This window comes from Microbacterium sp. NPDC089189 (assembly GCF_040685095.1).
GTDB lineage: Bacteria > Actinomycetota > Actinomycetes > Actinomycetales > Microbacteriaceae > Microbacterium.
Genome location: NZ_JBFBHG010000004.1, coordinates 50,709 through 67,882 on the forward strand (window position 1 = coordinate 50,709; position 17,174 = coordinate 67,882).

Annotated in this window: 17 protein-coding genes and 1 tRNA gene; 10 read left to right on the forward strand and 8 right to left on the reverse strand. The window is 70.3% G+C overall.

Annotated elements, in window-relative coordinates:
* Window positions 1-53: 53 nt before the first annotated feature.
* The gene (locus AB0N73_RS03420; protein ID WP_363560385.1) at window positions 54-1,241 is read left to right on the forward strand and encodes an AI-2E family transporter; all 1,188 of its coding nucleotides are present in this window, start codon (window positions 54-56) and stop codon (window positions 1,239-1,241) included.
* Between the two features lie 38 nt (window positions 1,242-1,279).
* The gene (locus AB0N73_RS03425) at window positions 1,280-2,311 is read left to right on the forward strand and encodes an ATP-dependent DNA ligase (RefSeq protein ID WP_363560387.1); all 1,032 of its coding nucleotides are present in this window, start codon (window positions 1,280-1,282) and stop codon (window positions 2,309-2,311) included.
* A gap of 6 nt (window positions 2,312-2,317) precedes the next feature.
* On the opposite strand, the gene ligD is transcribed toward AB0N73_RS03425, so the two are convergent.
* From ligD to AB0N73_RS03440, 3 genes are all read right to left on the reverse strand, one after another.
* Window positions 2,318-3,340, reverse strand: coding sequence for a non-homologous end-joining DNA ligase (gene ligD / locus AB0N73_RS03430; protein ID WP_363560389.1), 1,023 nt, complete (start codon window positions 3,338-3,340; stop codon window positions 2,318-2,320).
* Window positions 3,341-3,416: 76 nt separating this feature from the next.
* Window positions 3,417-4,487: an SseB family protein gene (locus AB0N73_RS03435; protein WP_363560391.1), complete on the reverse strand. Its 1,071-nt coding sequence runs from the start codon at window positions 4,485-4,487 to the stop codon at window positions 3,417-3,419.
* Window positions 4,488-4,543: 56 nt separating this feature from the next.
* Entirely contained in the window at window positions 4,544-6,970 is a 2,427-nt protein-coding gene (locus tag AB0N73_RS03440; protein ID WP_363560393.1) for a UvrD-helicase domain-containing protein, read from the reverse strand.
* A gap of 126 nt (window positions 6,971-7,096) precedes the next feature.
* On the opposite strand from AB0N73_RS03440, the gene AB0N73_RS03445 reads away from it, so the two are divergent.
* The 3 genes from AB0N73_RS03445 to AB0N73_RS03455 all read left to right on the forward strand — a co-directional run bounded on the left by AB0N73_RS03445 (window position 7,097) and on the right by AB0N73_RS03455 (window position 8,299).
* Entirely contained in the window at window positions 7,097-7,840 is a 744-nt protein-coding gene (locus tag AB0N73_RS03445; RefSeq protein WP_363560395.1) for a GNAT family N-acetyltransferase, read from the forward strand.
* Window positions 7,841-7,949: 109 nt separating this feature from the next.
* Window positions 7,950-8,022 (forward strand) — tRNA-Met (locus AB0N73_RS03450).
* Window positions 8,023-8,071: 49 nt separating this feature from the next.
* A complete protein-coding gene (locus AB0N73_RS03455; protein WP_363560397.1) occupies window positions 8,072-8,299 on the forward strand; it encodes an RNA-binding S4 domain-containing protein in 228 nt (75 codons plus the stop codon).
* Between the two features lie 16 nt (window positions 8,300-8,315).
* Here the strand turns inward: AB0N73_RS03455 and AB0N73_RS03460 are convergent, their stop codons facing one another.
* Window positions 8,316-8,684 (reverse strand): VOC family protein, encoded by a 369-nt coding sequence (locus AB0N73_RS03460; protein ID WP_363560399.1) that lies wholly within the window; start codon window positions 8,682-8,684, stop codon window positions 8,316-8,318.
* 62 nt (window positions 8,685-8,746) lie between these two features.
* Between AB0N73_RS03460 and AB0N73_RS03465 the strand changes: the two genes are divergently transcribed.
* Window positions 8,747-9,199, forward strand: coding sequence for a MarR family transcriptional regulator (locus AB0N73_RS03465; protein WP_363560401.1), 453 nt, complete (start codon window positions 8,747-8,749; stop codon window positions 9,197-9,199).
* A 57-nt stretch (window positions 9,200-9,256) separates the two neighbouring features.
* Here the strand turns inward: AB0N73_RS03465 and AB0N73_RS03470 are convergent, their stop codons facing one another.
* From AB0N73_RS03470 to AB0N73_RS03480, 3 genes are read right to left on the reverse strand one after another with little or no spacing between them, the layout of a single operon-like run.
* Window positions 9,257-9,724, reverse strand: a complete 468-nt coding sequence (locus tag AB0N73_RS03470) for a hypothetical protein (RefSeq protein WP_363560403.1) — start codon at window positions 9,722-9,724, stop codon at window positions 9,257-9,259.
* Window positions 9,721-10,971: a serine/threonine-protein kinase gene (locus AB0N73_RS03475; protein ID WP_363560405.1), complete on the reverse strand. Its 1,251-nt coding sequence runs from the start codon at window positions 10,969-10,971 to the stop codon at window positions 9,721-9,723. The genes AB0N73_RS03470 and AB0N73_RS03475 overlap by 4 nt, the downstream gene beginning before the upstream one ends.
* Complete coding sequence (locus AB0N73_RS03480) at window positions 10,955-11,215, reverse strand: DUF6458 family protein (RefSeq protein ID WP_363560407.1); 261 nt, start codon at window positions 11,213-11,215, stop codon at window positions 10,955-10,957. The genes AB0N73_RS03475 and AB0N73_RS03480 overlap by 17 nt, the downstream gene beginning before the upstream one ends.
* Before the next feature lie 112 nt (window positions 11,216-11,327).
* Between AB0N73_RS03480 and AB0N73_RS03485 the strand changes: the two genes are divergently transcribed.
* A complete protein-coding gene (locus tag AB0N73_RS03485) occupies window positions 11,328-11,990 on the forward strand; it encodes an ArsR family transcriptional regulator (protein WP_363560409.1) in 663 nt (220 codons plus the stop codon).
* 14 nt (window positions 11,991-12,004) lie between these two features.
* Here the strand turns inward: AB0N73_RS03485 and AB0N73_RS03490 are convergent, their stop codons facing one another.
* Window positions 12,005-13,549, reverse strand: coding sequence for a LuxR C-terminal-related transcriptional regulator (locus AB0N73_RS03490; RefSeq protein WP_363560411.1), 1,545 nt, complete (start codon window positions 13,547-13,549; stop codon window positions 12,005-12,007).
* Window positions 13,550-13,731: 182 nt separating this feature from the next.
* Between AB0N73_RS03490 and AB0N73_RS03495 the strand changes: the two genes are divergently transcribed.
* The 3 genes from AB0N73_RS03495 to AB0N73_RS03505 all read left to right on the forward strand — a co-directional run bounded on the left by AB0N73_RS03495 (window position 13,732) and on the right by AB0N73_RS03505 (window position 17,136).
* Window positions 13,732-15,018, forward strand: coding sequence for a threonine/serine exporter family protein (locus AB0N73_RS03495; RefSeq protein WP_363560413.1), 1,287 nt, complete (start codon window positions 13,732-13,734; stop codon window positions 15,016-15,018).
* A 160-nt stretch (window positions 15,019-15,178) separates the two neighbouring features.
* Entirely contained in the window at window positions 15,179-16,987 is a 1,809-nt protein-coding gene (locus tag AB0N73_RS03500) for an oleate hydratase (protein WP_363560415.1), read from the forward strand.
* A complete protein-coding gene (locus AB0N73_RS03505; protein ID WP_363560417.1) occupies window positions 16,984-17,136 on the forward strand; it encodes a hypothetical protein in 153 nt (50 codons plus the stop codon). Before AB0N73_RS03500 ends, AB0N73_RS03505 begins: the two co-directional genes overlap by 4 nt.
* Window positions 17,137-17,174 lie beyond the last annotated feature (38 nt).

Here is a 17,174-nt window from a genome sequence, read left to right on the forward strand (position 1 = left end):
CGCCCTCGCGCAACTCCCCCGGCTCGGGGGCGACGGGGGTCTACGGTCTGAGGATGGGATTCTTCCGACGCGGCCCGGCGGCCGTCACGCTCGAACGCACGACCGTCGAGATCGAGGCCAAGCGCGCCCCGTGGAGCCTGTGGTCGGACGGCTTCGGCAGGCTCGCCATCCGGTCGGTGCAGATCATCGTGGTCGTCGCCCTCGTGGCGGGGTTGATCTGGGGCATCCGTCAGGTGACGGTCGTGGTCATCCCGCTGATCCTGGCGCTCATCTTCGCGTCCGCGTTCGCTCCCGTCATGGGGTGGATGCGGCGCCGCGGCGTCCCGGCGCTCGTCGCCACGCTGCTCACGCTCCTCGCCGTCGTGGTGCTTCTGGGCGGTCTCGGCTGGCTCATCGTCTGGGCCGTCCGCGATCAGTGGGACGACCTGTCGAGCCAGGCGCAGGAGGGATTCCAGCAGCTGCTCACCTGGGTCAACACACTGCCGTTCGCGCCCACCCAGTCGCAGATCGACGAATGGCTCGAGACGGCGCAGTCGTCGATCGGCGACATCATCACGAGCAGCCAGTTCGGCAGCGGCGCCCTGGCCGGCGTCAGCGCGGTCGCGACGTTCGTGACCGGTCTTGTGCTGATGGTCGTCATCCTGTTCTTCTTCCTCAAGGACGGCCCGCGCATGTGGGAGTTCGTCCTCCGCCCGTTCCGCGGCCAGAGCTACGCACGCGCCCGCCGCATCGGCGACAAGTCGGTCACCGTGCTCGGCTCGTACGTGCGCGGCACGGCCGCCGTCGCGTTCGTGGATGCCGTCGGCATCCTGATCGGTCTGCTCATCCTGCAGGTGCCCCTCGCCGTGCCGCTGGCCGTGCTGGTGTTCGTGCTGGCCTTCATCCCGATCGTGGGTGCCGTGCTGGCGGGTGTGCTGGCGGCGTTGGTGGCCCTGGTCGCGAACGGGCCGCTGAACGCCCTGCTCGTCGTCGGTGTCGTCGTGCTCGTGAACCAGCTCGAGGGCAACCTGCTGCAGCCCGTGCTCATGGGCCGCACCATGAAGCTGCACGCATTCGTCGTGCTGGTGGTGCTGGCCGGAGGCACGACCATCGGCGGCATCCTCGGCACCCTGCTCGCGGTGCCGCTGACCGCCGTGGTGTGGGGCATCATCCAGGTCTGGGACGGCTCCGACACCCCCGCCCGTTGGGCGCGCCCCAAAGCGCGAGAACGGGAAGAGGTCGCACGCCCGACCGTCGGCTAGGGGTGTGATCCGCGCCCGCGCCGGGGCAGGATGAGGCCATGCGCTACGACATCCCCGCGCCGATGCTGGCGAAGTCCGTGCCAACCGTCCCCGAGGGGGACGCGTATCTCTTCGAGCCCAAATGGGACGGCTTCCGGGTGCTCGCCGCGTGGGACGGCGAGAGCGTCGAGCTGGGATCGCGCGGCGCGAAGCCGCTGACGCGGTACTTCCCCGAGCTCGTCGACGCACTGCCGCGGCTGCTGCCCGAGCCCTGCCTGATCGACGGCGAGATCGTGATCCCCACCGGCCCCGCCGGGCGCCAGCGTCTGGACTGGGAGGCCCTCAGCCAGCGCATCCATCCGGCAGCGTCGCGTGTGGCGCGGCTCGCCGACGAGACGCCGGCGCGCATCGTGGCGTTCGACCTGCTCGCGCTCGATGACCGCGACCTCACGGCGGAGCCGTTCGCGGCGCGCCGGGCCGCGCTCGAGAACCTGCTCCGGGGTGTCGCGGCGCCGCTGCACCTCACCCGCACGACGGACGACCCGACCCTCGCCCGGCGCTGGCTCGCCGAGTTCGAGGGAGCGGGGCTGGACGGCGTGATCGCCAAGCGCCGCGCCGACCCCTACCAGCCCGGCAAACGGACGATGCTCAAGATCAAGCACGCGCGGACGGCGGATGTGGTGGCCCTCGGCTACCGCGTGCACAAGAGCGGCACGGGCGTCGGGTCGTTGCTCGTCGGGCTGTACGACGGCGACGGCGAGCTGCGCAACGTCGGCGGGGTCTCGGCGTTCACCGATGCACGCCGCCGCGAGCTGGTGGACGAGCTGGCGCCCCTCGTCGAACGGGACGAAGCGGGCGATGCGGTGACGGGCGAGACCGAGAGGTCGCGCTTCACCGCATCCAAGGACGTGTCGTTCGTGCGGCTGCGTCCCGAACGCGTCCTCGAGGTGCGGTACGACCAGCTCGAGGGGGCGCGGTTCCGCCACACCGTGCAGTTCGAGCGGTGGCGTCCCGACCGCGACGCGCGCTCGTGCACGTTCGCGCAGCTCGAGCAGATCGCCGACTACGACCTGGCCGACGTCCTCGACTGAGACCGGTCAGTCGGCGGCGCGCGCCCGGCTCGGCTGCACCCGTGGCGGCTCCCCCGGCATCTTGGGGAAGTCGGGCGGGAAGGGCAGCTCGCCCAGGCCGTCGGCGAGGTCGCGTTCCCACCACTCCAGCAGCGTGTCGATGCGCCCCGGCTTCTCGGCGATCCGCGCCCACGGGTCGCCGATCTCCCGCACGCGCGCGGGCACGGTGTGCACCGTGAAGGCGTGCGGGTCGACGCCGGGAAGCTCGTCCCAGGTGATCGGCGTCGACACGGTCGCGTCGGGAAGAGCCCGTGGGCTGTAGGCACCCGCCATCGTGCGGTCGCGGTTGGCCTGGTTGAAGTCGATGAAGATGCGGGCGCCGCGCTCCTCCTTCCACCAGTTCATCGTCACCCGATCGGGCTCGCGGCGCGCCAGCTCGCGCCCGGCGGCGATGACGGCGTGCCGCACGTCGAGGAACTCGTGGGTGGGTTCGATGGGGCAGAACAGGTGGATCCCGCGGTTTCCGCTCGTCTTGATCCACGACTCCAGCCCCGCTTCCGCCAGCACGTCGCGCATGAGCGGCGCGACGGCGGCGGCGTCGGCGAAGCCGGTACCGGGCTGTGGGTCGAGGTCGATGCGCAGCTCGACGGGGCGGTCGGGATCGCTCGCGAGCGACGCCCAGGGGTGGAACACGACCGTGTTCATCTGCACGGCCCACACGAGCGCGGCGGGTTCGGTGAGCACGACCTGCGGATGGCTCCGCCCGCTGTTGTAGGTCACCGTGACGGCATCGACGAAGTCGGGCGTCCCCTTCGGCGGGTTCTTCGAGAAGAAGGCCTCGCCGCCGATGCCGTCGCGGAACCGCTCGAGAGAGACGGGACGACCGCCGTTCGCCGCCAGGAACGGGTCCGCCACGGCGAGGATGTAGTCGACCAGGTCGCGTTTCGTGATGCCGGCGTCCGGCCAGACCTCACGCGACGGGCTCGAGACCGAGATCTCGCGGTCGGCCGCCGGGCCGGGGACGATCACGGTCGTGCGTTCGCTCGCCATGACCCGACCCTAGGGCGACCGGACCGCTCCGCGACACCCCTTGCGCGCGGGCGCGGGGCGGCGATCCGTCGGCGCGTCAGGCGCCGACGGCCAGGAGCGGCGCCAGCTGGTCGCGTCCGAGACGGATCCAGGGGCCGGCAGGGTTGATGATGACGCCGGCGATGCCCTCATCCGAGCGCAGCGCGGCGCCGAGCTGCTCGGCGCTCACCTTGGCGGGCTGGTCGCCGCGGCCGAGCGCGACGAGCTCGAGCGGGTGCGAGAACAGTTCGAGCAGGCGGCCGCCGTCCGGGGTGCGCAGCTCGGCGATGCCCACCTGTCCGGACTCGGTGCGGCGCGCCGCGATCCACAACGGCGCGGTGGTGAGCGCCTCGGCGATCTGGCCGGGGATCGCGTCGGTGCGGGGCGCGGCCAGAAGCGTCTTGACCGTGACCTCGGGATCGAGATCCGACAGCGCCTTCTCGAGCAGCTGCGAGGGAAGGATGGCGGATCCGGGGCGCGACGCATGGTCGACGGCGATGCCGCCGAAGTCACCCTCGACGACCTGTCGGATGATGCCGGTCACGGGCTGTGCGAGCGCCGATGTGCCGGTGTCGCCGTCGCCGCTCACGGCCTCCTGCAGCGCCTTGCCGCTGGAGTACGCCAGCAGATACTTCTGCTCCTGGTAGGTGATGATCGACATCGGCAGCCCCTCGCCCTTGGCGAGGAGCTCACGGGCGTCACCCTGCACGCGGATGAAGAGGTGCCCCTGCAGCAGCTGCCGGGCGACGTTCATCAGCTCGGCGGGCGAAGCCTGCGCGGGCAGCGCGGCGAGGGCGTCGCGCAGCAGGACGTTGTCGCGCAGCCCCGGCACGGTCTCGAGCTGCGTCGAGGCTTCCGCCTCGGGGTTGGCCAGATGCGGCGGACGCGCGGGGGCACGGTCGGCCTCGGGCACGACGGGCGCGGCCGGCGCCGGGGCGTCCTCGCCCGGAGCGGCGGCGGGGGTGCGCCCGCCCGAGCCGAACGCCGTCACCGAGATCGGCACGTGCGGAACAGCGACGGCGTCGGCCTCGGCAGCGGATGCCGCATCCTGCTCGTCGTCGGCGCGCGCGGGCTCGGCGGGGGTCTCGGAGGAGGCGGCGGACTTGGGACGGCGCGAGAAGAGTGCCATCGGGCCAGCCTAATGCGGCGGCCGGAGGCAGCGAGGGACACCCGCGCGTGCGCGGGTCAGATCTTCTCGATGGGCGCGATCTTGATCAGCAGCTTCTTGGCACCGGCGCTGTCGAACCGCACGTGGGCGATGCGCTTGGCCCCCTCGCCGGTGACGACGTCGACGCGCCCCTCACCGAAGTCCTCGTGGCGGATGCGGTCGCCGGCGACGAGCTCGAGCGCACTGTTGTCGCGCACCTTGGCGGGGATCTTGTTCGGGAAGCGGTCGAGTGACGTCTTGCTCGGTGCGAGTGCGGGCGGGTCGTCGCGGCGCCCGCCCCATCCGCCGGGCTTGCGGGCGTTGAGCGCCCGCGACTGGTTGCCGCCGCGCGAGTTGACGTCGCCGGGCGACTGGCGCCAGTCGATGAGCTCGGCGGGGATCTCCTGCAGGAAGCGGCTGGGCATGGCGACGGTGACCTCGCCGAACTGCGCGCGGGTCATCGCGAGCGACAGATGCAAGCGCTTACGGGCCCGGGTGACGCCGACGTAGAACAGGCGGCGTTCCTCGGCGGGGCCGCCCGGCTCGTTCGCCGAGATGCGGTGCGGGATGAGGTCCTCTTCGACGCCGGTGAGGAACACGGTGTCGAACTCGAGGCCCTTGGCCGTGTGCATGGTCATGAGCGACACGGATCCCGAGGCGTCGTCGAGGTCGTCGGCGTCGGCGACGAGAGCGACCTCGGTGAGGAAGTCGATGATGGTTCCCTCGGGGTTGTTGCGCGCGAACTCGCGGGTCACCGCGATGAGCTCGTCCAGGTTCTCGAGGCGCGCTTCGTCCTGCGGGTCGCGGCTGGCACGCAGCGCGTCCATGTACCCGCTCTTGTTCAGCAGGAGCGTGATGCCCTCGGTGACCGCCGTCGGCGGCGGCAGCTCGCCCGACGCTGGGGTCATGATCGCGGCGGCCTCGGTGAGCACCTGGTCGAGCTGCGCGATCGCCGCCTGGATCTTGGGCCCGACGCCGAGAGCGGCGGGCGAGGCAAGCGCGTCGCGGAAGCTGATCTGGTTGTCCTCGGCGAAGCGCGCGATCGCCGTCTCGGTGACGTCGCCGATGCCGCGGCGGGGCTTGTTGAGGATGCGGCGCACCGCCATCTCGTCGGCGGGGTTGGCCACCGCGACGACGTACGCGATGGCGTCCTTGATCTCGGCGCGGTCGTAGAACTTGGTGCCGCCCATGATCTTGTAGGGCAGCGCGGAGCGGATGAAGATCTCCTCGAGCGCACGGGACTGCGAGTTGGTTCGGTAGAACACCGCGACCTCGGAGTACGCGAGCCCGCCGCGGTGCAGCTTCTCGATCTCGTCGGCGACGAACTGCGCCTCGTCGTGCTGCGAGTACCCGGTGAAGCCGACGATCGGATCGCCCGCCCCCACATCCGTCCACAGCTTCTTGTCTTGACGATCGAAGTTGTTGGAGATCACGGCGTTGGCGGCCGAGAGGATGTTCTGGGTGGACCGGTAGTTCTGCTCGAGCAGCACGACCTTGGCACCCGGGAAGTCGCGCTCGAACTCGCTGATGTTGCGGATGTCGGCGCCGCGGAAGGCGTAGATCGACTGGTCGGAGTCGCCGACCACGGTGAGGGACGCACCCTCGAGCTCGGGGGCCTGGTCGGGCTCGAAGATCATCATGCCGCCGGCGGAGTACGGCTCGGCGGAGCCCACGACGGGGCGGGTTAGCTCGTGGATGAGCGAGTACTGCGCGTGGTTCGTGTCCTGGTACTCGTCGACCAGGATGTGGCGGAAGCGGCGGCGGTACACGTCGGCCACGTGCGGGAAGGCGCGGAACAGGTAGACCGTCTGCGCGATGAGGTCGTCGAAGTCGAACGCGTTCGCGCGCTGCAGGGCGCGCTGGTAGTCGCCGAAGATCGCGGAGAACTTGCGCTCGGCGGGATCGTTCATGTTGGCCTGCCGCGCGAACGCCTCGGCATCCGAGAGCTCGTTCTTGAGCTTCGAGATGCGCCCCTGCACGGCGGCGGGGGTGAGCCCGTATGCGTCGCCCTCGTGTTCTTTGACGAGGCGCTTGATGAGTGCCCGCGAGTCGCCCGAGTCGTAGATCGTGAACGAGCTCGTGAAGCCGAACTGCTGCGCCTCGCGGCGGAGGATCCGCACGCAGGCGGAGTGGAACGTCGAGATCCACATGGCGCGGGCGCTGTCGCCCACCAGCTGGCCGACGCGCTCGCGCATCTCGCCGGCGGCCTTGTTGGTGAAGGTGATCGCCAGGATCTGGCTCGGCCAGGCCTCGCGCCCGCGCAGCAGCGATGCGATGCGGTGCGTGAGCACGCGGGTCTTGCCGGAACCCGCACCGGCGACGATGAGCAGAGCCGGACCGCGATAGGTGACCGCCTCGCGCTGCGGCGGGTTCAGCCCCTCGAGCAGATCGGCGTCGGGGCGGCCGGCATCGCCGGATCGGCGGTCGTCGTTCCCGACGATGAGGGGCGAGGATGCGTCGGTCATGTCCTGTCGATTCTAGGCGCGACCGCCGACATCCGACTCGGCCTCCGGAGACGCGCGATGACCCGGGGAGCTCGCGGAGGGGCGAGGATCGAAGAGCATCATCTTCGAAAGACCGGGAACCCGTTCATGCCCACACCCACGCTGTCCGACCACGACATCGACCTTCTCGACAACGCCGCGTGGCACGCGCTCGACGGACCGCACGCGCGCTTCGCCGTCGGCGACGACCTCGTCCGTCGTTACCAGCCCGATGTGGCGCCGTTCCTCGCCGTACGGTCATGGGACGAGCCGGGCGTGTGGGATTCGATCGTCTCGCTCGTGGGACCCGGCGCCGACGTCGCCATCTCGGGCGCCGACCCGGAGCTGCCGGACGGATGGACCGAGCTCTGGCGCGGCAGCGGCGTGCAGCTGGTCGAGACCTCGCGGCTGCGGCCCGTCGCCTACGACGAGGCCGTGGTTCTCGGCGCGGAGGACGTGCCCGACATGCTCGCCCTCGTCGAGCGGAATCGCCCGGGTCCCTTCCTCCCCCGCACCCACGAGCTCGGCCGGTACGTCGGCGTGCGCCGCGAGGGCCGCCTCATCGCGATGGCCGGAGAGCGGCTGCATCCGACCGGCTGGACCGAGATCAGCGCCGTCGCCACCGACCCCGACTTCCGTCGCCAGGGCATCGCGTCGCGACTCGTGCTCGACGTCGCCTTCCACATCCAGCAGCGCGGCGACCGCGCACTCATGCACGCCGCGGCCGACAACGTGGACGCCATCCGCGCCTACGAGAAGCTGGGGTTCCACCTGTGGCGCCGCCGCGGATTCCTGTCGGTGCGCTCGCCCGGCACGGGCGCCGGGACGAGCACGACCGAACAGGCGGCCTGACCGGGCGCTCCCCGCCGGCGCACAGGAGACGCGTCAGCGCGCGTCACGTTCAGTCACGCGCGGTCATCTTCCGGCCGGCCGGCGCGGATCCGGGTTAGCGTCGTGGCATCGCGGCGATCCGGGTGGTCCCGGGCTCCGGTTCATACCCGGAAGCGTTGCGGGTTCGACTCCCGCCGTCGCGTCTATGCCGAGGTGTGCGGCGCTCGCGCCGCGTTCGCTAGCATTCCGAACGTGACCACCGCGACGCCTCCCCACGACGTGCCCATCGGAGAGGGCGGCATCCGCCTCGGCCAGTTCGCGAAGTTCGCAGGCCTGCTGGACTCCGGCGGCGACGTCAAAGAGGCCATCATCGACGGCTACGTGCGAGTGAACGGCGAGATCGAGCGCCGACGCGGACGGCAGCTGCAGGTCGGCGACCTCGTCACCTTCGAGGGGCGCAGCCTCCGCGTCACCGCCTGACCCCGGCACCGACCGCTCAGACGCGGTCGTGGAGCGTCACGTGGTAGCCGTCCGGATCGGCGAACGTGAACGTTCGACCGAACGGGCCGTCGATCGGCGCCGCGACGATCGGGTGTCCGGCGGCGGCGAGCGCGTCGTGGATCGCCTGCACGTCGGTGGCATGGAACCACAGGGCTGCACCGATGCCGGGCTGGGCGATCGAGGCCAGATCGGTACCCGGAACGATGTCGCGCAGCGCGAAGGCGATCGGCGTCGTCTCGAACACGACGGCGTGCGGCGGACCGGCGGGCGACCGGACGAGTCCGAGGTAGTGCTCGTAGAACGCCTGAGATGCGGCGAGGTCGCGAACCTGGAGGGAGAGGAAGTCGGGGCCGGTGGCGGGCATGCGCTGCTTCTTTCGTCGATGTCAGCTTTCTGACATATGCGACTGTATGTCAGAATACTGACATGAGTCAAGACGGCATCGATCTCGACACGTCCCTCGGCTACCTGCTGAAAGAGGCCTCGAGCGCCCTCCGCGTCGCGATGGAGACCGTGCTGCGTCCATGGGGCATGACGATCACCCACTACTCCTGTCTCGAACTGCTCGCGCAGCGCCCGGGCCTGTCGAACTCGGAGCTCGCACGCGGGGCATTCGTCACCCGCCAGTCGATGAACGTGCTGCTGCAGTCGCTGGAGCGCGACGGGTACGTGGCCAGGCCCGCGGAGGGACGAGTGGGCAAGACCCTTCCCGCGCAGCTCACCCCGCTCGGGCGGCAGCGCCTCGAGAGGGCCACCGCTGCCGTGCGTGCGGTCGAGGTGCGCATGCTCGACGGCATGACCCCCGAGGAACAGTCCGCCGCCTTCACCGCGCTCACGCGGATGATCCGGTCGCTCCGCGCCGAGGAGATCGCGGACTGAGCCCGGGCGCGCCGCCGAGATCGGGCGGGCTCGGTCGAGCCCGGAACTCCTCGACCGCTATTCGCCCTTGCCGCTGTTCCCCTTGGTCCCGTTCCCGTTACCGTTGCCGTTCCCGTTCCCGTTGCCGCTGCCGCTGTTGCCATTGCCATTGCCGCTGTCGTCGGCGGGCCCGGGCTCGTCGACGACGGTCGGGACCTCCGAGGGCTGGGACTCAGGATCGGGCACCGGCGCCTCCACGGACGAGGCCTCCAGGTCGGCTCTGACGAGCGCGACGGCGGCGCGGATGGCTGCGGCGCGATCGGCGTCGATCTCGCCCCGCGCGAGCGCCTGTTCCGTCTCTGATTCCAGCGCGGCGAGATCCTCGAGAGCCGTCGACGGATCGTTCGCCGCCGCGGACTCGGCGATCGCGACCACCCTCGTCTGCAACGCCTCGGTCGTCGACGCCGCGTCCACGGCCGGCGATGAGCAGCCGGCCAGCATCGCCGCGACCGCCAGCAGGAGGGCGGCGGCTCCACGGCGCATCACGGCGACACCGCATCCATGAGCTGCTCCAGATGAGAGCCCAGCGGATCGTCGAGAGCGGGGAGCGTTGGCACCGGAGCGGGCTCGTCGCCCGGCAGCCACGTCACGACGCCGACGACGACGGCAGCAGCCACCAGGGCGGCCGCGATGAACGCCCACGGCGAGACGCGCCGCGGTCGCCGTGCCGGCGACGCCGCCCGCGACGAGACCCCGCCGCCATCAGCGAGCACCATCGTCGGTGCGTCGCCCGGAGGATCGGCCTCGTCATGCCCGAGCGGCTCGACGAGTGTGCGGCGGTCGCCCTCCGACCCGACTTCCGTGCCCGTCGGCCGCGCGCCGACGTCGGCGACCGTCGCGTCCGCGGTGACCGTCGCAGCCGCGGTGACCGGCACCGCACGAGTGCCGATGTCGGCCGCGCGGATCACGACATCCAAGGCCGGTGGACGGTGCGCGGGATCGCGCGCCGTCATGTCGGTGAGCAGCCTGCCCCAGTCCCTGCCCACCGAACCCGGGACGATCGGGTCCTGTGTGAGACGTGCGAGCGCGGCCTCGGTGCGGCCGACCTGCGGGAACGCCCGTCGCCCCGTGAGCGCCTCGATGAGGACCAGACCGAGCGAATAGATGTCCGAGGCCGGACCGGGCGCCTCCCCCGACACCTGCTCGGGGCTGAGATAGGCGGCGGAACCGATCACGGCCCCGGGCACGGTGAGCCGGGTCGCATCGATCAGATACGCGATCCCGAAGTCGGCGAGCTTGGGGTGGAACTCCTCGTGGGGCACGCTCGAGGGCCGCAGCAGCACGTTGGCGGGCTTGATGTCGCGGTGGACGATGCCGGCACGGTGCACGACGTGCAGCGCCTCGGCGAGGTCGCGCGCGAGGCGTGCCACGGCCCGGGGAGCGAGCGGACCGGAACCGAGCCGGGAACGGAGGGTCGGGCCGTCGACGAACTCCATGACGAAGTACCGGGGCTCCTCCCCCGCGACCTGGGCGTCGAAGAGCGTCACCAGCGCCGGATGGTTGAGACTCGCGAGGATCTGCGTCTCCGACGCCGTCCGCGCGCGCTCGGCCGTGCCCTCACGGAACACCTTCACCGCGACGGTGCGCTCCAGCAGGGTGTCGGTCGCCCGGTAGACGACCCCCATCCCGCCCTCGCCCAGCACATCGCCCAGCGCATACCGGTCGCCCAGCAGGGCGCCGCTCATGACGCCGGCCACCGGCTGTGCGGTATCCGGGTCAGGCGATGGGGTCATTGTCGCGGACGCTGCGGCGCGTGACGCGCTCCCCGGTTCCCGGGTCGACCGCGGTCCGCGCCACGGTCTCCGTCTGGCGACGGCGGAGCATCAGGATGAGGCTGATGAGGAACACGACGACGCCCGCACCCATCAGGATGTAGCCGATCAGGTCGAGGTCGACGTAGCCGCCGGTGTCGATGTTGAGCGCGAAGGCGAGGATTGCTCCGATGACGAAGAGCGCGATACCGCTTCCGATTCCCATGATCTACCTCCCTGGGGCGGCAGGCGCCGCGTCCGACACGCAACGATAGAGTCAATGCGCGCTGAGTCAATATCCATGGACTTGCCCGGGGCGGCGTGCTATGGATGAAGCGATGTCCGATATCGAACGACGCGTGGCGATCTTCGCCGCGCTCGCAGACCAGACCCGCCTGCGCATCGTCGATCTGCTCTCGCTGGGCGATCTCTCCTCGTCGGAGATCGGCGCGGCTCTCGATCTGCGATCGAATCTGGTCGCGCATCACCTCCGCACGCTCGAATCGGCCCGGATCATCGCGCGCACCCGTTCGGAGTTCGACCGGCGCCGCAGCTACATCGGGCTCCGTGCCGAGGTCTTCGACACGCTCGCCCCGGCCAGCGTCACGCCTCCCGAGCGCGTGCTCTTCGTGTGCACGGCGAACTCCGCCCGCTCGCAACTGGCCGAGGCGATTTGGCGCGACGCGAGTGCGGTGCCCGCGGCCTCGGCGGGGACCCGGCCCGCGGCGGGGGTCAACCCCGGGGCCACCGCGTCGGCATCACGGCACGGGCTCCGGATCGACTCCGCCCGGAGACCGCGGCACATCGACGAGGTGCGCGCCGAGGGCGACCTCGTGATCACGGTGTGCGACGACGCGCACGAACGGCTGAAGAGCGGCGACGACCTCCATTGGTCGATCCCGGATCCCGCGGTTCAGGGCACCCCCGCCGCCTTCGACACCGCGTTCGATTCGCTTCGCCTGCGCATCCGGGCGTTCACGTCCCGCTTGTCCGCGGCGTGACACCGCTCCGGCACTCAGTCGCCGTCGAGCGTCAACAGCCCCAACCGCGATCCTGCCTTGGCTGCCTCGTCCCTGGTCGAACAGCCCAGCTTCCGGTAAAGCGACTTGAGGTGGGACTTGACCGTGTTCGGCGAGATGTGGTGCGCTGCCGCGATCGCCGCGGTCGTGGGGTACTGCGCGATCGCATTGAGCACACGCAGCTCGCCCTTGGTGAGCATGGGGCGGCTGTCGACGTCGGCGAACAGCAGACCGGACGTGTCGTCGACGAACCGCGCCCGTAACTCCGGGGCCAGGCCCACCGTGGCCGCATCGATCACCTGGACCGGGAGCGAGCCCACCATGCGGCGCGCGTTCCGATTCTCGGCGAGCCGCCGGAGACGGCAGAGCACATCGCTCTCCAACCGCCCGGAACGATCGAACTGCGCCCATACCGACAGCACCAGGCACTCCGAACGCTGCCCCGGGCCGAGATTGCGGTCGCGGTCGAGTCGCGAGAGACCTGCCTCGGCCGCATCCAGTCTTCCCTCGTGCAGCGCCAGACGCACCGCGGCGATCTTCGTCAGGGTGCCGGGGTGTCGAACGCCGTCGACGAGCTCTCGGGCGTGCGCGGTGTCGCCGAGCATGGCCAGCGCCGAGATCCGCGCCGACGCGATGACATCCGAGGCGAAAGAACCGTGCAGCCTCGGATGGGTCTCGTCCGCCAGTCGCACGACTTCCAGGGCATGCTCCGGCTGCTGCTGGGCGATGAGGCCTCGGGCGCGGGCGAGCAGCGCGAACGGCCATGACACCTCGACGCTGTCGAACGGCTCGAGCCGTTCGAGCAGTGCGTCGACGTCAGGATCCTGACGCTCCACCGCGATCAGCGCTTCGGCCGCCGCCTCCGACGTCAGCGCCGCGTCGACGTGCGCGGCACCGGGGACGTCGTACCGCCCGAGCTCGGTGATCGCGCGCTGCGCGTCGTCGATCGAGCCCCGCATGGCGTGCGCGAGCGCCATCCGCCCGAGCGCCATCCGCACGGCGTCGCCCTGCGAGGTCAGCTGACCGAGCTGGCGCGCCGTCGCGAAGTCCGCGAGCGCACGCGAGAACTGCCCCGCCGCCAACCGCGTCGACCCGATCTGGAAGTGCAGATACCAGCGAGGCCCATCCGTCTCGCCGCTGGCGCCGACCGGCGCCCGCCCGATCCGCTCGTCGAGACGGTCGGCGTAGGTGACGGATGCGGCCAGGTCTCCGCTCAGGCGGAAGGCGATGACCTGGGCCAGAAGGGTGATGTCGAGCTCTTCCCGGCTCAGCTCCCGCGCGGTCTCCGGGTAGACGAGCGGCTTGAACGGGTGCGTCGTGCGCGCGAGCACCGGCGTCACCGGATGCAGCAGCCGCAGCACGGGATACCGGTCGAGAACCGCCTCCGGCAGCGCAACGACGGCCGAGATCAGCGCGGCGTGATGATGCTGGAAGAGCGGCCAGATGTTCTCCATGGCGGTGCGCGCCACCGCCTCCGGCGCACCGCTGCGCACCGCGTCGTCGAGTTCCCCGCTGGCTCTGTCCGGGTCAGAGTTATTCATGTCGTCCCCCTTCCGGCAGCTTATAGACTCCCCATCCAGACCCGATCGGGGGGTTGGCTGGGCGCAGCACGAGTCCATAGGATTCGTTCTCGGAAGCACGTGACGCGCTTCGCCCTGGCCGTTCTCCGACCTCGACGAAGGGGGCGCACATGCCCGGCGCCATGGCTCGCTTGCGAGCGACGATGCGCGCACTGCGCGGCGATCGCTCATCCGAGCCCGCCGCGGACACCGCCTCCCCGCTGGTGGACATGCTCGGCGCGCTGGCCTCGGCCCTGCTCGCGAGCTCGCAGGCGACGAACGACGTCGAAGACACCCTTCGCGAGCTCGCGACCGTCTACGGCCACCCGCGACTGAACGTCTTCGTCCTGCCGACCCTGGTGATGATCGAGGATGCGACCGCGCACGCGCGCGGGTCCGCGATCTTCCCGGTGCAGCAGACGGCGCTGCGGCTCGATCAGGCCGGTGCGATCGACGCGCTCCGCCGCCGCTGTCTCACGAGCGCACCGCCCCCGGAGGACGTGGTGCGGGAGATCACAGAGATCATCAGCAGCCGGCCGCGGTTCGCCCTGCCCTTGACCGTTTTCGGGCACGCGTTGCTGACGGTGGGGTTCGGGATGGTGCTGAACCCCACGCTGACCGCCCTTCCGGTCTACGTGATCCTCGGCAGCGTGGTGGGGCTCATCGTCGCCATCGGGACTCGGCTGCCGACGCTGGCGCTGCTTCTGCCGGTCGCGACCGCCTTCGTGGTCACCGTGCTCGTCGCGGTCGTGATCCGACCGATCGTGCACGATGACTCGCTGCGGTTGGTGGCACCCGCGCTGGTGTCGTTCCTCCCCGGGCTCACGCTGACGATTGCCGCCGTCGAGTTGACCTCGGGGCAGATGATGGCGGGCGCCAGCCGTCTCGTCTACGGCTTCGCTCGGCTCGGCCTCCTGGCCTTCGGGGTGTTCGCGGGGCTGTCGGTGTCGCGGGGGTCGACAACGACCGCATCGTCCGCAGAACAGCTCGGCGCGTGGGCACCGTGGGCCGGCATCGTCCTCGTCGCCGTCGGCTACTACTTCTTCTCGTCCGCCCCGAAACGCTCGCTGCCCTGGATCCTGTACGCGCTCGTGCTCGCCTACGCCGGGCAGTTGCTGGGCAACGTCGTGCTGGGCGCGCAACTGTCGGGGTTGGTGGGCGCCCTGATCGTCATCCCCGGGGTCTACCTGGTGAGCCACCTCTCGTCGTCGCCGCCTCCCGCGATCATGCTGACCTGTGCGTACTGGCTGCTGGTACCCGGGAGCATGGGATTCATCGGCATGAGCGAAGCAGCCTCCGGCACGGCGGGCGCCACGGCCGTCATCCTGCAGACGCTCGGTTCACTCGTCGCGATCGCCACCGGCATGATCATCGGCGCGGGTCTCAGTCGGGATGCGTCCCGTGTGGCACGGGCGTGGCGACGCGCGGACGGCGGGATCGCACCGGGCTGACACCCTCTTTCACCCCCGGGTCATACGCGGGTGAGCGGGTGGGCGGTCTTCGGCGCCGACCGCACCGCGGCGAGGCGCACGTCGTTACGGTGAGGGCACTTTCCCGCCCGCCTCGGCCGGTCCGACGGCAGGCCTCTTCGTCGACGACAAGGAGACCGACGTGCACTACAGCAGCGGTAACTACGAAGCATTCGCCCGCCCCCGCCCGCCGGAGGGAGTGGAGCGGAAGTCCGCCTGGCTCGTGGGCGCGGGCCTGGCCAGCATGGCCGCCGCGATCTTCATGATCCGTGACGGCGGGATGGCGGGCGAGCGGATCACCATCCTCGAGGAGCTCGATCTTCCCGGCGGGGCGCTGGACGGCATCAAGTACCCCGAGAAGGGCTTCGTCATCCGCGGCGGGCGCGAACTCGAAGACCACATGGAGTGCCTCTGGGACCTCATGCGGTCGGTCCCGTCGCTCGAGATCGACGGGGCCAGCGTGCTCGACGAGTTCTACTGGCTCAACAAGGACGACCCCAACTCGTCGAAACGTCGTGTCACCGAGAAACAGGGCCAGGATGCGGGCACGAACTTCACATTCGGCCTGAGCGAGAAGGCGCAGAAGGAGGTCGTACGCATCTTCCTCGCCACCCGCGAGCAGATGGAGGACAAGCGCATCGAGGAGGTGTTCTCGCGCGAGTTCCTCGACAGCAACTTCTGGCTGTACTGGCGCACGATGTTCGCCTTCGAGGAGTGGCATTCGGCGCTCGAGATGAAGCTCTACCTGCACCGCTTCGTGCACCAGCTCGGGGGCTTCCCCGACATGTCGGCGCTGAAGTTCACCAAGTACAACCAGTACGAGTCCTTCGTCCTGCCGATGTACACGTGGCTGCTCGAGCAGGGAGTGAACTTCCGCTTTTCGACGACCGTCACCGACGTGGCCTTCGATCTTTCGAACGGCGTCACACGAGCCACCCGCATCGACTGGATCAGCAACGGCGAAGCCGGCGGGGTGACCCTCACGGATGACGACCTCGCCCTCGTCACGATCGGGTCGCTGACCGAGAACTCGGATGACGGCGACCACAACACCCGCGCCGAGCTCAAGACCGGTCCGGCGCCGGCCTGGGACCTGTGGAAGCGGATCGCCCGGAAGTCCTCCGACTTCGGCCGACCCGAGGTGTTCTGCGGCGACATCGACAAGACGAAGTGGGAGTCCGCGACCGTCACGACCCTCGATCACCGGATCCCCGCGTACATCGAGAAGATCGCCGAACGCGACCCTTTCTCGGGGAAGGTCGTCACGGGCGGCATCGTCACGGTGCGCGATTCGCCCTGGCTCATGAGCTGGACGGTGAACCGCCAACCGCACTTCAAGGCGCAGAAGCCGAACGAGATCGTGGTCTGGGTCTACGGGCTCTTCGTCGAGACGCCCGGCGCCTACGTGAAGAAGCCGATGCAGGACTGCACGGGCGAGGAGATCACGCAGGAATGGCTGTACCACCTGGGCGTGCCGGTCGACGAGATCGACGAGCTCGCCGCGCACGCGGCGAAGACGGTCCCCGTGATGATGCCGTACGTCACGGCATTCTTCATGCCGCGCAAAGCCGGCGACCGACCCGACGTCGTGCCCGAGGGGAGCGTCAATGTCGCTTTCCTGGGCCAGTTCGCCGAGACGACCCGCGACTGCATCTTCACGACGGAGTACTCGGTGCGCACCGCCATGGAAGCGACCTATCGGCTCCTGGGGGTCGAGCGGGGCGTGCCCGAGGTCTTCAACTCGACCTACGACCTGCGTTTCCTGCTGCACTCGTCGCAGATCCTCCGCGATCATGAGCCCCTGAACCTGCCCGGCGCCCCGTTCATGGAGCGGCACCTCGTGCACCGCTTCGGAAACTCCGAACTCGGCCAGCTGCTGGTCGACTTCGGGCTGATCCCCGCCGTGGCGGACGTGCAGGTGCACGACCGTCGCGACGACGCGATCCCGTGAGCATCCCCGGCGCCGCCTCGTCGACGGGGTACCGCGTCCTGGCCGGAGTCGTCTCCGTGGTCGGCTTCGTCGTCGTGATCGCCGTCCTCGCGGCGGCGATCGGCGCCCTCGTCGTGTCGGCGGCGCTCATCGCGACGCACACCTGGTGACGTCCTGTCGGATGCCGTGACGACGCCACGGCATCCGA